We start from the raw sequence: 13,198 nt of genomic DNA, 5'->3' as shown, positions 1-13,198 counted from the left end.
CATCAATTTATTTCTAATTAATGCTGACCGGCAGATTGCGTCCGCCCGCAAGAGGCCGCTCGGACTGGTACTCAAAATGTACTCACGACGTTTTGGGTATCGATTTGCAGGTACTCACAGACGGCAAAAACGGGTGTCTACCTCGATATATTCGTTATCCCCAACGATTCCTCAACGAATATTGACTAGTGATTGAGTGCTGCATGGCTCAAATTATCTACGTAATTACGTAATTACGTATTTTGAAGTAAAATGGTTTCGGCCAATTAAGGAACGTAGAACAGGTCAATTCGGAGGGGCGACCATGGAGGAAGATCAGGCTGTTCATGCCGAAAGGGAGCTGGATAAGTTCACGCTTTCGATAACCCGCGAGGATAAGCGGGCTCTTAAGTCCTATGCCGCGCGCCAGGATAAGACAGTGGCTAAAGTCCTGCGCGAATGGATTGACGAGAAGTGCAAGGGGGAGAAGTGATGTCCCAGACGGCGCAAGCAGTCGTTCAGAACCTTGTTGATCGCGCTGTCAAACTGGGCGATCGTCAGCTCGCTGCCGACATCCGCGCCTTTGCTGCGCAGCGCCAGTTTGGGCTTGTATTTGAACACAACCGTCCAGAACGACTTCGCCTTTATGGCAAACCTATCATGAAGGGCGATGTCGTACAGGTACTTCCCGAGCGTGGTAGAAAAGAGGACTCTAACTCCCAACTGTTATGGTTGGTAAATACCGTTCGGGGGGGGGTTGCTGATCTAAAGCCATATCAATCGCCCTCATATGACGAAAACGAATGCGAGCCCCGCCCCGTTGCTGTCGACGATGTCGTGCCTGTCGCTGAATATGACCAGCCGATTTATGCCGGCCTCAAAGAGACTGGGCGTGTTGAGCGCGGTGGCGATAAGCCCTATCAGGTTGTCATTAACGGCGAAAACTACCATGCTCTTGAAACCTTAGCCTTTGCCTATGCAGGCAAAGTGGACTGTATATATATTGACCCACCCTATAACACTGGCGCCCGCGACTGGAAATACAACAATGATTACGTCGACGGCTCCGACGCCTATCGCCACTCCAAGTGGCTTGCCTTCATGGAGCGCCGCCTCAAGCTCGCCAAGCAGCTGCTCAATCCCAACGATTCAGTACTCATCGTGACGATCGATGAGAAGGAGTACGCAAGGCTTGAGCTTCTTTTAGAGAGCGTTTTTCCCAACGCGACCGGTATCCAGACGGTTTCAATCACCATAAACAAGAACGGGGTTGCCCGTGGCAACCAGTTCAAGAGGGCTGACGAGTACGCTGTCTTTTGCTTTTTTGGTACCGCCGCGCCGTGCCAAGTGGACCGCAGGCTCTATTCCGTCGAGTTCGGAGAACTTGAGGAAAAAGTGGCTGATGACGCGTCGAGCAGCCGCTCCCAACGTAAGGTACGTTGGGAGTGGCTGCTGAGGGGCGGTCCCAATGCCGCCCGCACCGCAAGGCCGAACCTCTTTTATCCCATCTATATCGATGAGGAGACCGCGACCATTAAGGAGCTCGGCGCTTCTCTCCCCCTTGAACAAGACTGGACAAAGATACCGACAAAAACGGGTCTCAGGGCAGTTTGGCCTATTAGGACCGATGGCCGAGAGGCGACTTGGAGGATCTCCCAGAATGCTCTACAGGCCAAGCTTGATCGCGGGTGCGCAAAAGTAGGTGAGTACAACAAAAAGAGTGATCGGTACTCCCTCCTTTACCTAGGAGATTCCCAAGAGGAGCGTCTCAAGAATGGAGAAATTAAACTCATTGGCAAGGCTGAGGATGGGTCCTTGCTTCTCGAAGAGCAGGGAGAGCGCTCTGCCATTCCAACAACCGTTTGGAGTGGCGCGCAGTTCTCTGCCGGTGAATACGGGAGCCGATATATCAAAAAGTTCATCGGCGATAGGCGCTTCACATTTCCAAAGTCCCTTTATGCGACCGAGCTCTCAATCGCTTCCGTTGTTGCCGACAAGCCCGACGCCCTTGTAGTCGATTTCTTCTCAGGATCGGGCACCACGGCGCACGCCGTCATGCGCCTGAACCATCAGGACGGCGGGCGCAGGCGCTCCATCAGCATCACGAACAACGAGGTCTCAGAGGACGAATCCAAAAAGCTCACCAAGCGCGGTCTTCGCCAGGGCGACCCCGAATGGGAGGCGCTGGGCATCTGCCAGTACGTTACCAAACCTCGCGTCACGGCGGCCATCACGGGCAAGACGCCCGAGGGCGACCCCATCAAGGGTGACTACAAGTTCACCGACGAGTTCCCCATGGCCGACGGCTTCGAGGAAAACGCCGTCTTCTTTGACCTCACCTACGAAGATCCAGACGCCGTCGAGCTGGGCGTGGCCTTCGAGGAGATCGCGCCTCTGCTCTGGCTGCGCGCTGGTTCGCGTGGCAGCATCATCAAGCACGAGCAGCCGGGCTTTGCCATGGCCGACGCCTATGCCGTCCTTTTCGACTTTGCTTCGGTTGGCTCTTTCATAGACGCCGTCAAGCAGAATGCCAGCATAAGGTGCGCCTATGTGATCACGGACGACACGGCTCGATATGCCTCCGTCAAGACTCAGCTCCCCGGGCTCGACGTTGTCCGTCTGTACGAGAACTACCTGCAATCGTTCAAGATTGCCGCCGAGGATGCGGTGAGGTAAGCATGAGAGTCGAACTTAAGGATTTCCAAGCCGGGGCAGTCGCGACCCTGGCAAACAAGTTGCAGTCGATGTGTCGACGCTATGAGCAGGACGGCGAACTGTCTTCGGTGTGCCTCGCATCTCCCACGGGCTCGGGCAAGACGGTCATGTGCGCGGCGACGATCGAAGCACTCTTCTTCGGAGACGATGATCTGGGCCTCATGCCCGACGAGAATGCCGTTGTTCTTTGGCTCTCGGATTCCCCGAGCCTGAACGAGCAGACGAGCGTGCGTTTCTCCAACGTGGCGGACAAGCTGGCAGACAGCATCCTCGACAGGCGCCATCTGGTCACGATTACCAACGACTTCGGAGCCGCGCACGACATTCTCGAACCGCGCCACGTCTATTTCCTCAGCAAGGACCTACTTAGCAAGAACGGCCTGCTCACCAAGGGTGGTGAGGCCAACTCCGGCCGCGTGTTCTGGGATATCCTTGACCGCACCATCAGGGACCCGGAGCGTAACCTCTATCTGTTCATAGACGAGGCCCACCGCGGCCTGGGGGCCAATGCGTCAAGTGAGCGCGGCACCGCGACGATTTACGCCAACCTAATTGATGGCCTGGATGGTCGTGCAGCGATGCCCGTCGTCGTCGGGGTCTCCGCCACGCCGCAGAGGTTCGAAGCCGCCATGGACCAGCGCGTCGACCGTATACGCATGCCGAAGGTCGCCGTGACCCCTCGCGAGGTCCAGGAATCGGGCCTGCTCAAGGACATCATCGAGCTACGCGTGCCAGAGAAGGACGACCCAGTCGAGCACCAGTACCTCACTATGGCGTGCGAGCGCTATGCCCTGGCCTGCCGCGAGTGGGGCGAGTACTGTGCCCGTGAGGGCGAGAGTTCCGTCAACCCGCTGCTGCTCATCCAAGCGGCGGACAACGTGAGCAGCTCGGCCCTGGCCGAGATGTGCGACCAGATCACGGGCCTGGTCCCCGGCCTTTCCGAGGCGATGTCGTTCGCCAACGTCTTCGGCGAGCATAAGGACATCGCGGCGGGAAAATACCTCATTCCCTATGTCGAGCCCGAGTTCGTTCAGGACACCTCGCGCATTCGCGTACTCTTCGCCAAGGAGGCTGTCTCCAACGGATGGGACTGCCCGCGAGCGGAGGTCATCTTCTCGCAGCGCAGGCGTTCGGACTCGACCTATATCGCACAACTCGTGGGACGTATGGTACGCACTCCACTTGCGCGGCGCATCGAATCCGATGATCTTTTGAACTCCGTCGCCTGCTACCTACCCCAGTTCAATCCCGAGAGCACTCAGGACGTGGTCGACTACCTCATGGGCCGCAAGGACGACATGGGCGAGAGCTCCATCGGCAAGCAGAACATCGTTCTCAACCCCGTGACTATCACGGCGGCTGTGCCCAAGTCCGAAGCCGACTACCAACAGGAGCTCAAGGCGTACAAGGAGAACGAGAAGGCCATCGAGGCGACGCGGCAGGCACAACCCGGCTACCAGGCGCCGCTTGCCGGCATCGCGATTCAGGAGCCGTTGGACATGCAGGGAACGCAGCCCTCGCTTGCCTCGGCGGTCAGGCCCGTCGACGTACCGGCGCCAGAAGCGGAGCTGACGCCTCAGCCCGCAACGGGCAACTACGTTGTAGCGCCTGCCCCGGAGCAACCTGCGACCCCTGAGCCAAGTTCCACGCAGACCGAGCCGACCCAGCCCGTCTCGGTCGTAAAACCCGTGCCCATGGCAAAGCCCAAGCCGCCCACCAAGCGCGAGCAGTCTTTCACGCACCAGGAGTGGCAGGGCATCCGCACAGCCTTCGACTCCATCCCCGTCCAGCGCATTCCGAAGAAGGCTAGAAACGAATTCCAGAGCCTGGTTAAGACGGCGACTCTGCTTGTCGAGACTGGCCTCGATGTCAATGCCGCAGCCGACGTGAAAAAACAGTTCGTCCAGAAGCTCAAGGGATACATCGTTGCTAACGAGGACGAGTACCGCGAAACCAAACACGACGTAGAGGTTGCCGAGACCGTCAAGATCACGCTCGACAAGCTCAACGAGACCGAGGACCAGGAGCAGGAGGAGGCCCGCACGGACGCCGAGGGTCTCAGAAAGGCCGCTCGCGACGCCGACATGCATTTCACTAAGGAGTTTGCGAATGAGTATCGTCGCGCCAACTTCAAGGAGCTTGGGCGGCCCGAGTGCGACCTGCGCCTTGCCGCAGCGGTTCGCACGCAGGCCATCGTTGATGCGCTCGAGGGCTGGGCGGCTCAATGCCGAAAGGGATACTTCGATAAGGTCGATGGATCTGGCGATTATGACTACCTTAACGACGTGGCAAAGCAACGCTACGACGAGCTGGCCCGTGAAACCGAGGGCAAGCGTCTCACAAAGATAGAGTGGCCCACGTCTACCAGCACGTCGGACGACTTCGCTAAGTATCCGTGCCATATCGTGCAGAAAGAGGACGGCCTCTGCCCGCTCGACCTGAACCCGGCGGAAGACTATATCGTTAGGAACGAATTGGCAAAGAATCGCACAGTTGCCTTCTATCGCAATCCGTCGGGCAGCATGTCTGCCAAGGCGTTTTCGATCCCGTACATGTCTTCGGTGGGACGCAAGGCCCTGCATCCAGACTTCCTCTTCTTCGTGAAGGATGCTGAGGGTGTCATCAGACCGTCCATCGTCGACCCGCATGGCGAGTTCCTCGGTGACACGCTGGCAAAGCTCAGAGGCTATGTAACCTACTTGCGCGATTATCCCGACGTGTTCAAGCAGGTACTCTTCGTCGGTGATATGGGCGAGGGCGTGTACAAGGTGCTCAACCTCCTGCGCCCCGAGGTCCAGGATGCCGTTATGGCCTACAGCGATGTCGACTGTAAGGCGCTCTTCTACGGTTCCTTCGCAAACGATTATCACTAGGATCGTCGGGATTTGCCCGGCAGACGTCTCGGCCATATACCAGAAGAGAAATAGTAAGGCACGCTAAGGCGGCCATCCGTTAGGGATGGCCGCCTCTCTTCAGTCTTGACCCATGTTTTCCAACGTTTCGGTGGCATTCGCCGGTCATGACCTCGTATCCGTTACGCGGGTGGCACCTCCGCTACGCTGCGTCAAGGGGACCCATGAGACCCCGCACAAACCTCCGCTCCGCTCCGGTTGGTGGAGGTCGTCATGGACCTCCCTTGACCCGTCTTCACTCCGGTGCGGCTTTGCAGGGAGCAAAGCCGACGACGACGCGCGGCGTCGCCATTCGGCTTTGCCCGCAGGGGCGAGATGTTGAGGGCAGGGTGCCCGGAACGGAGGAAGACATGCAGCAGCTGATGACCGAGGAAATCGCCAAGACGGTGCCGAGGCTCTACGAGCAGGACGGGGCGGAGGACCCCACGGTCTATGCCCACTACTTCTCGTGCGTGAACGGATGGGACTGGTGGCTGCTCGAGTTCGACGGAACGGACGAGGCGTTCGGCCTCGTCGAGGGCTACGACGACGAGCTCGGCTACTTCAGCATCAAGGAGATGGCCGAGCTGAACCGCCAGATGGGGTTCGCCGCCGTCGAGCGCGACGAGCACTTCTCCCCGAAGCCGCTCAGCGCCGTCAGGGGGAGGTAGCTCCATGGAGATGGACGAGTTTGACGCCGTGGGCAGATTCGGCAAGTCCCCGGGCGGAGCCGTCGGGCTGACTGTCGTCGTCGAGTTTGAGTCGGGTGGCGAGGGCGGGGCGTTCGAGATGGGCACAGCTCTGGAGGGGTCGCCCGAACTCGGGCGACTCGTCTCGGACGCATGCGACGAGGCCGACGCCTTGGTGGGGGACGGGGGCGGATGGGCTGCCGTCCGAATCGGATTCGGCGACGTGGAGAGCATCGACTGCGAGAGCGGCCGGACCGTGCACGTTGCCGAAGAGGGGTGAAGCGTACACAGAGAGCGCGGGCATGCCATCGGCGTGCCCGCGCCAGCTATTCCGGGGATGCCTCGCGCCATCCCCGAGCCCCTGCGCGCCAAGGGGCGGTGCCCCTTGGAACCTTGGCTAAGGTGGCTCGGGGGACATGGAGGATACCGGAGCGCGTGCGTCCGGCGGCATCAACAGAACTCAACCTGATGCTTGACCGCTACGGCCTAGAATTCGGCGGCTTCCGCTACTTCGTGGCACCGCAGGAACAAGTGTAGTATGCCGCAGAATCTGTAATCGTAACCGTTTCCACCCATTCCGCAGAATCTGTAATCGTAACCGTTTCCTCCCATGCCGCAGAATCTGTTACGGTATTGTATACCGTATGATATGCGCCACATGCTTTATTGCCTGCCATAAGTGCATTATACGCATGAGCTTGTTCATTGCCCGTGATATCTGCTCCGCAGCCGTTGCAAATTGAGCGCTCTTCCGTATGGGTAACTGCGGGATGGTTCACTTTCTCCGTATGGGTCACTGCGGGATGGTACACCTTCTCCGTATGGGTCACCGCAGGATGGTAGATATCATACTTATGAACATGCGCCGGGGTGTCATCCTTCTTCGAGGAGCTACCGGAGTTGCTATTGTTGCTTCCACTCGGCTTGCTGTCGGAACCGCTGTTCCCATTATCCTTCTTGGAGCCGTTGGATGAGCCTGAATCGCTCTTCTTGCTGTCGGAAGTTTCCGGGGTCTTCGCGTCGGACTTCTCTTCCTTGGCGGTCTCCTGCGCCTTCTCGGTCTCCTTCTCGACGGCACCGGCATCGGCATTCGGGTTCTTCTTGATGTTGTTCTCGAACTTCTTCACAACCTCAGCGCCCTTGTCACCGGTCAGGGTGGAATCGCCCTTCTTCACGGCTTCCGCAACGTCCTTGGCGATGGCTGTCAGGTCATCTTTCGTTACCTTGTCCGCATCCACCTTATCGAAAGTCACGCCTGTGGCAACTGTCTTGTCGGCTTTTCCGGCGGTAACCTTCTTCGATGGCACCTTATAGATTGAGCCGTCGGCGTTCACCGGTGAGATGAATGTGACGGTATAGGTACCGGACTCACCGACCTTCACGGTCACCTGCTTGTTCGCGGCGATAGCAGTGTAGAAGTCCACTTCCCCGTCCGCATCCTCTATATGGGCGATGACGGGCGTGGAGGTGTCCGCATCCCAGCCGTCAGCCTTCACCTCAAGGGATAGCACCATGTCCTGCTCCTCATCGTCCTTCGACTGCGACACCGCAGGGGCATTGGAATCTCCCGTCCAACTGGCATGTGAGATAGCGTAAGCCCCGCAGCCGATGAGAAGCGCCGCACAGAGGATTCCTGCACCAGCCGCGCAGACCTGTTTACGGGAGAACTCGCGCCCGAAGAGCTTGATTCGACCGCTATTTTCCATTCGTGAACACCGGGTCATACATCGTCTCTCCCAGCTTCAGAACCAGGCTGTCGTTACGTTTCTCGAGGGTATAGGCCACCGACGCCCCATCGGCCGTCAGCTCGCCCTTGTAAACGAGCGGGCGCGGTGTCGAGTCGGTATCCTTCGCCCTCTGGTCTTTGACCGTGAGGCTGTACTTTCCCGAATGGTCCGATGCGGCCCATTCGTCATCACTGGGACCTTGAGTGAACAGATAGCCCTTTTGGTTATACGACGCCTTCTTGAATGCGATCTTTCCGCTGTCGAAGTTGATCTCCTCGGGGCTCGCCATGGACTCCGGCCGGTTCGAGCGTTCCCATTCCTGCGATTCAAGCAGCTCTTTGACGCGGGCGACCGCCTTGCCGGTGTAGTCCTCGTAGTACTTCTTCGCATCGTCCTCGCTCAGGAAATAGCGCTCGCCGTACTCCTCGTCGCCAGAGGGGATATAGGCATCCGCATCGTCGGCCTTCTTGAGCGTCAGGGTACCGAGCTCGCTTGAGCTCAATACGATGTTCTCGTCTTCCTGCCTCCACGTTCCCGAGGACTCGAACGACCCTGCGTAATGCCAGCCGTCCCCGTCGTCGAAGGTGATCGTCGTCTCGGAACCCAGCTTGTTATTCGTCATCTTCCCGAGGGCGACGTTGTCGCAGACCGATATGTAATAGAGCGTCTTTCCCTTCACTCCCGTCGGTCCGCATCCGCTCAAGCCGCTCAATCCGGCAATCGACATCAGTCCGACAGCGCCCAAAAAGCCGCGCCGGGATACATTCATCGCCATGGCAGTTCTCCTTTGATTCATAGATGGTACTTACGGCGATCCCTTCAACCTGGAAAAGGGCCACGTGAGCATTGTATTGCAAATTGTCACTTATATAGGTGTGACTCATATAGGTCCGACTCAAATCATTGGCACCACCAGTCGGGAGGTACCAATGACTCAGCTAGATGCAAAAATGAAAGTCGGACTTCGCATCAAGGAATTGAGAAACGCTCTTGGATACAGCCAGGAAGCCCTTGCGTACTCGATAGAGATGTCTCGAACCTATTTTGCCGAGGTCGAAACCGGGAAACGGAACATCTCGATCGAGAACATAGAGCGCATAGCAAGGGGCCTTGGTGTTTCTCTAAGGGAGTTTTTCGATTCCGACCTGTTTACGGGGTGACTCGGTGACGGATCGCTGAAAAAATCTGTGGATGCGCGGTGCTGCTTCTCTTTATGCTATTCGAATATCGCGAGACCTGTTGACTTCTATTTCCGCCACGAATCGGCGGTGCAGGATAAGGCTCCACTACGTTTCGCCGGAGGCAAACGGCGCAACTCGGCGAGCCGAGTTCGAAAGCGCAGGTAGATGCCTGCGCCTAAAACGAAAAACACCCGCATCCACGTGTAGCGCGCGGGCGCGGGTGCGTAGTTGATTGGGGCGTTTCCGCTGGATATGGGCGATTACGCGGCTAGAAGCCCTCGGGAACGTAACCTGCGGCCGTTTTCGGCTTCGTCGGCGCTGTCGACGTGGCGTCGGGGGCGGTCGGGCCCCGCCAAACCCTCGGTGCCGTCTCGTTCCTGATCTTGCGGCGAGCGGTTGATCGCTCCATGAGTGTTCGTTCGGCATCGGGTGACGTCATCCCGAGCATGGGTCCCACGAAAGTCTCGGTAACGTCCCTGCTGGGGAAGGCCATGGGTACGCCGTCGTGGATCACGAGGGCTCCCGTCTCGCGGCCGGTCCAACGCTGGAGCTCGTCGGGCGTGATGAGCGGCCTGCGCACGAGTCCCTCGCTCGTGCCCGTCGAGCCGGTGTTCGTTCCCTTAGTTCGGCTCGTGGACTGCGCGACCGCCGTGTAGGAGCCCATCGACTCCGAGAGCTTGCGCGCGGTGTCGAGGTTGGAGCAGGAGAGAACGACCTTGTCCTTGAGGAGGTCGAGAATCGTCTCGGCCTCTTCTCGGCTGTAGCCGGAGACGGACTGGAGCTGGAGGAGCGACTGACAGAACCAGAGAACATGGACGCCTTCCGAGCGCATCTCTCCCAGGTCCTGGACGATCCTCTCGTTGCGGCCGAGGGAGGCCGCCTCATCGAGGAGGAGGACGGTCTCGACGGGGCAGCGCCCGGCATGGCCCGCGGCGCAGGAGCGCAGCGCCGAGAGCGCTTGGGAAACGAACGTCTGGACGAGTCGCTTGTAGTTGCCCGTTGCAGAGGATGATGAGATGAAGACCACCGTGGGCTCCTCGCCGATGCCCCCGAGGCCGCACTCGTCATCGTGGAGCATCCGAGCCACGTTGCCGTCGACGTACTCGGTGAGGCAGTTGCTCAAGGTCGAGACGATGCCGGGCCCGCCCCCGTGCTCACCGTTGAGCCCGCCGAGGAAGGGGAGCGCGGGGTCTTCCGCGGGCAAAGACGCCGCCAGGGCGGCGATGCGGTCAAGCGGTCCCTGGTCGCCCGACGGCGAGATCGCGGCAGCGACGGACATGACGGTCTTCTCGTCTTCCGGGATGGACGCGTCCTCGATGAGGGCGAGGGAGATACCGACGAAGAGGTTCCGAGCGCCGTCGTAGAAGAACGGTTGGCTTTTCGACGGCGCGGGCACGATGCAGCGTGCGAGCTCACGCAGCTCCCGTGCACAGCCGCCGGCCCCCTCCGCCCCAAAGGCCTCCTTTGCCCTCTCGAGCGGATCGAATCGTACTGAGGATGCAGGCGCGTCGAACATCACGTCGACGATGCGGTGAGTGCCCGTCTTCTCGAACACAGGCTCAAGGAAGGCCCTGAGCTCGCCCTTGATGTCGTTGATGATGAGGGAGCGGCCTTGCTCAAAGTTTGCCAAGGCTGACAAAATGGCGACGCGGCGGCTCTTGCCCTCGCCGCTCTCGGCGAGGACGCAGGCATGGACCGAGTCGATGAGCCTGACGCTCCTCCCGATCTCGCCCACGACTAACGTGCCGCCCGAGGGCTTGCCGCCCTCCTGCCATGACTCGCTCCTGCGCTTAAGCTCGCTGTGCGCCGAGACGAGCCTCGCGTCGCCGTGGATGGGCGCGCCCGGCGCACGACGCCCGCCGACCCAGGTCCCGTCGTGGAACCAACGCGACCAGTCGAGATGGCTCCAGATGCCGACGGCTATTGAGACAGTGAGGGTTGCCGCGCACCCCACGAGGAAGACATCGTCCCGGATCAGCTCCGGCAGGACTTCGAGCGGGTTTTGGAACATGGTGCCGGGGAGTTCGGGCACTGCGGCCATCCCGAAGCTCGTGAGCGTCGCGGCGATGCCGACGACCCATGCTTCCAGCCAGCGCCATGCCGCCGGCAGCAGGACGAGCGCGATCGCGGCCCCAGCGGCCGCGCCGGCGGCGACACAGCGCTTGAGGTGCGCGCCCTCGTCGACGTTGAAGCTCTTCTGCTTGCTCATAGAATCATTCCCTTCACTATTGTTTTCGCTGAGTCGAGCACGATGCCCGCCGCATCGCCCCTGATCGCGGCCGATACGGCGGCTGCGAGCGCCCTCGCGAGCGCGCGCTCGGCCTTCTGGCCGACTTCGTCTGACAGGTCCTTCTTGCCTTTGGGACCCTCTGTTGCGGACGCGAGCGCTTTGGCAAGGGCCCTGCCCACAGCAACGGGGGCTTTTGCCATGGAAAGCGCGTAGGACGGGCACGACCGGAGGCATCTCTCCGGGATGGGCCCGCGCTCGCGGACGGCTTCTCGCGCGCCCTCCAGGTCTTTTCCGGTGACGCAGGCGCGGACCTCGCCGACGAGCGGCCTCATGCGCTTGCGCTCCGTTGCGGGCCCGTCGTCCGGCCTTGCGGACCTTATCGGTTCCCTTTCGGGGTCCGTTGCCCGGTCGGGTGCGATGACCCTCAGCAGGGCGTTGCCCTGGCGCGCGCGTAGCTCGTGCATGGCGTCGTTCAAGTAGCGGTCCTGCGCAACACCTTCGAGCCCCTTGAGGCCGGCGCAGCGCTCCACGGACTCGCGGTAAGCCGCGCTCGCCTCCTTGATTTCAGGGTGCCTCGACCCTGCTTCCTCGATTGCGGCATCGACGGCCTTGGCGACATCTGGGTGCCAGCGGCGGAGGTGCGCGTAGGAGATGCGGCCGTCCGCAGGCAGCGTGACGCCAATCTCATCGGCGGGGATATGGCGGACGGCGTCGACCGCCCGCGACCTCGCGAGGTCGCGGGCCTCGTGCTCGGCCGCGAGCGCCGGGACCAGGGCCGCGTCGGTGAGCGCGTTCCTTGCCCGGTCGAGCCTGTTGCGGGCCATGAGCGAATCGAACGAGCCGTCGGACGACCAGGCAATAACGTGCACGTGCTTGGAATTCGGGTGGTTCTCGTGCTCGGCGGCTACCCAACGGACGCTGGACTCGGGGATGCCCATTGCCTCGGCAAGCGCCGGCGTGAGGTTTCGGCGGCAGAAGCGCTGCCAGTCCTCCTTGCATGCGAGATCGAGCTCGCACGCCTCGTCCCTGCGGACGCTGAGCACAACGGTGGCAATCGCACCGTCGGCCTTTTCGAGCTCCCTGCGGGCCGTGCGGAGCTGGACGGCCCCGTTCTGGTCGAAGAGCGCGGTCGACCCGGGCCTCTCGGCGCAGTAGCCGACGATCCCCATCCTCTCGGCGAGCTCGGAGCGCCTGAGATCGTCGACGGTGGCGGATTTGTCGGCCCCCTCGCGCGTGGCGACGTACTCGACGTTGTTGGTGATGACGGCGGAACGCCCGCGCGACCCGGAGAGGTGCACACGGGCGTTCACAACGAGGCTGCTACGACTTGCCATCTGAAAGGCGCTCCCTCGCCTCCGAGAGCGTCATGCCGCGCTGCATGAGGCCGGCCTGCTTGTCGTAGGCGGCGTAGATGTCCGAGGCGCTCACGCCGTCCAGGCCATTGAACGTGCCCTTCTCGATCTCGACGGCGGCGATTGCTGCGACGATCGAGGCACGCGTGGCGCGGTGCACAACGCGCGCGATGCGGTCCTCCTGCTCGGCGTTGCGCTCGCCGAGCGTGCGGTCGAGTTGCTCCAGCAGTGGCTGCATGACGCCGCGCAGATAGGTTCCGAGCTCGGTGGAGTAGAGCGCCAGGCCGTCGGAGGCGAGCCCAGCGGCGATGAGCTCGCGGGCGGCTGCACTGTCGCTAAGATCCTTTGAAACCCCGTAGGCGTGGAGGCGGCGATACGCCTTGTTAGGGAGTCGGAGGCTCATGACCTTCGACCCGTCTTTTCCGATGGCCATC

Annotated in this window: 11 protein-coding genes; 6 read left to right on the top strand and 5 right to left on the bottom strand. The window is 60.7% G+C overall.

Annotation, left to right across the window (positions count from 1 at the left end; genetic code table 11):
- Positions 1 to 304 precede the first annotated feature (304 nt).
- The 5 genes from ACESUZ_RS00865 (at position 305) to ACESUZ_RS00845 (ending at position 6,554) form a co-directional block, all read left to right on the top strand.
- Complete coding sequence (locus ACESUZ_RS00865; RefSeq protein WP_158553195.1) at positions 305 to 472, top strand: hypothetical protein; 168 nt, start codon at positions 305 to 307, stop codon at positions 470 to 472.
- A 167-nt stretch (positions 473 to 639) separates the two neighbouring features.
- Positions 640 to 2,655 carry a site-specific DNA-methyltransferase gene (locus tag ACESUZ_RS00860; RefSeq protein WP_373198010.1) on the top strand — a complete coding sequence of 672 codons (2,016 nt, stop codon included), beginning with the start codon at positions 640 to 642 and terminating at the stop codon, positions 2,653 to 2,655.
- 2 nt (positions 2,656 to 2,657) lie between these two features.
- Positions 2,658 to 5,567, top strand: a complete 2,910-nt coding sequence (locus ACESUZ_RS00855; RefSeq protein WP_373198009.1) for a DEAD/DEAH box helicase family protein — start codon at positions 2,658 to 2,660, stop codon at positions 5,565 to 5,567.
- A 389-nt stretch (positions 5,568 to 5,956) separates the two neighbouring features.
- Positions 5,957 to 6,256 carry a DUF2958 domain-containing protein gene (locus ACESUZ_RS00850; RefSeq protein ID WP_373198008.1) on the top strand — a complete coding sequence of 100 codons (300 nt, stop codon included), beginning with the start codon at positions 5,957 to 5,959 and terminating at the stop codon, positions 6,254 to 6,256.
- Positions 6,257 to 6,260: 4 nt separating this feature from the next.
- The gene (locus ACESUZ_RS00845) at positions 6,261 to 6,554 is read left to right on the top strand and encodes a hypothetical protein (RefSeq protein ID WP_195919668.1); all 294 of its coding nucleotides are present in this window, start codon (positions 6,261 to 6,263) and stop codon (positions 6,552 to 6,554) included.
- 226 nt (positions 6,555 to 6,780) lie between these two features.
- Here ACESUZ_RS00845 and ACESUZ_RS00840 read toward each other — a convergent pair whose 3' ends face one another.
- Both ACESUZ_RS00840 and ACESUZ_RS00835 read right to left on the bottom strand, forming a co-directional pair.
- Positions 6,781 to 7,980 carry a hypothetical protein gene (locus tag ACESUZ_RS00840; RefSeq protein WP_373198007.1) on the bottom strand — a complete coding sequence of 400 codons (1,200 nt, stop codon included), beginning with the start codon at positions 7,978 to 7,980 and terminating at the stop codon, positions 6,781 to 6,783.
- The gene (locus ACESUZ_RS00835; protein WP_195920037.1) at positions 7,970 to 8,776 is read right to left on the bottom strand and encodes a hypothetical protein; all 807 of its coding nucleotides are present in this window, start codon (positions 8,774 to 8,776) and stop codon (positions 7,970 to 7,972) included. The genes ACESUZ_RS00840 and ACESUZ_RS00835 overlap by 11 nt, the downstream gene beginning before the upstream one ends.
- Before the next feature lie 154 nt (positions 8,777 to 8,930).
- On the opposite strand from ACESUZ_RS00835, the gene ACESUZ_RS00830 reads away from it, so the two are divergent.
- A complete protein-coding gene (locus ACESUZ_RS00830; RefSeq protein ID WP_195920036.1) occupies positions 8,931 to 9,161 on the top strand; it encodes a helix-turn-helix domain-containing protein in 231 nt (76 codons plus the stop codon).
- Between the two features lie 289 nt (positions 9,162 to 9,450).
- On the opposite strand, the gene ACESUZ_RS00825 is transcribed toward ACESUZ_RS00830, so the two are convergent.
- The 3 genes from ACESUZ_RS00825 to ACESUZ_RS00815 are packed head-to-tail and all read right to left on the bottom strand — an operon-like array spanning position 9,451 to position 13,197.
- Positions 9,451 to 11,391 (bottom strand): type IV secretory system conjugative DNA transfer family protein, encoded by a 1,941-nt coding sequence (locus ACESUZ_RS00825; RefSeq protein WP_373198006.1) that lies wholly within the window; start codon positions 11,389 to 11,391, stop codon positions 9,451 to 9,453.
- Positions 11,388 to 12,746, bottom strand: a complete 1,359-nt coding sequence (locus tag ACESUZ_RS00820; RefSeq protein WP_373198005.1) for a hypothetical protein — start codon at positions 12,744 to 12,746, stop codon at positions 11,388 to 11,390. Before ACESUZ_RS00820 ends, ACESUZ_RS00825 begins: the two co-directional genes overlap by 4 nt.
- Positions 12,733 to 13,197 carry a hypothetical protein gene (locus ACESUZ_RS00815; RefSeq protein WP_271759199.1) on the bottom strand — a complete coding sequence of 155 codons (465 nt, stop codon included), beginning with the start codon at positions 13,195 to 13,197 and terminating at the stop codon, positions 12,733 to 12,735. The genes ACESUZ_RS00820 and ACESUZ_RS00815 overlap by 14 nt, the downstream gene beginning before the upstream one ends.
- Between the last annotated feature and the right edge of the window lies 1 nt (position 13,198).

It is taken from the genome of Collinsella aerofaciens ATCC 25986 (assembly GCF_964239575.1).
Lineage (GTDB): Bacteria > Actinomycetota > Coriobacteriia > Coriobacteriales > Coriobacteriaceae > Collinsella > Collinsella aerofaciens_BQ.
Note: the sequence above shows the minus strand (reverse complement) of the source record. Positions and strands in the feature narration are given on the sequence as shown.

Coding starts and splice junctions, on each gene's coding strand:
- ACESUZ_RS00865 (WP_158553195.1), top strand. CDS start 305: ATGGAGGAAGATCAGGCTGTTCATGCCGAAAGGGAGCTGGATAAGTTC.
- ACESUZ_RS00860 (WP_373198010.1), top strand. CDS start 640: ATGAAGGGCGATGTCGTACAGGTACTTCCCGAGCGTGGTAGAAAAGAG.
- ACESUZ_RS00855 (WP_373198009.1), top strand. CDS start 2,658: ATGAGAGTCGAACTTAAGGATTTCCAAGCCGGGGCAGTCGCGACCCTG.
- ACESUZ_RS00850 (WP_373198008.1), top strand. CDS start 5,957: ATGCAGCAGCTGATGACCGAGGAAATCGCCAAGACGGTGCCGAGGCTC.
- ACESUZ_RS00845 (WP_195919668.1), top strand. CDS start 6,261: ATGGAGATGGACGAGTTTGACGCCGTGGGCAGATTCGGCAAGTCCCCG.
- ACESUZ_RS00840 (WP_373198007.1), bottom strand. CDS start 7,980: ATGGAAAATAGCGGTCGAATCAAGCTCTTCGGGCGCGAGTTCTCCCGT.
- ACESUZ_RS00835 (WP_195920037.1), bottom strand. CDS start 8,776: ATGGCGATGAATGTATCCCGGCGCGGCTTTTTGGGCGCTGTCGGACTG.
- ACESUZ_RS00830 (WP_195920036.1), top strand. CDS start 8,931: ATGACTCAGCTAGATGCAAAAATGAAAGTCGGACTTCGCATCAAGGAA.
- ACESUZ_RS00825 (WP_373198006.1), bottom strand. CDS start 11,391: ATGAGCAAGCAGAAGAGCTTCAACGTCGACGAGGGCGCGCACCTCAAG.
- ACESUZ_RS00820 (WP_373198005.1), bottom strand. CDS start 12,746: ATGGCAAGTCGTAGCAGCCTCGTTGTGAACGCCCGTGTGCACCTCTCC.
- ACESUZ_RS00815 (WP_271759199.1), bottom strand. CDS start 13,197: ATGGCCATCGGAAAAGACGGGTCGAAGGTCATGAGCCTCCGACTCCCT.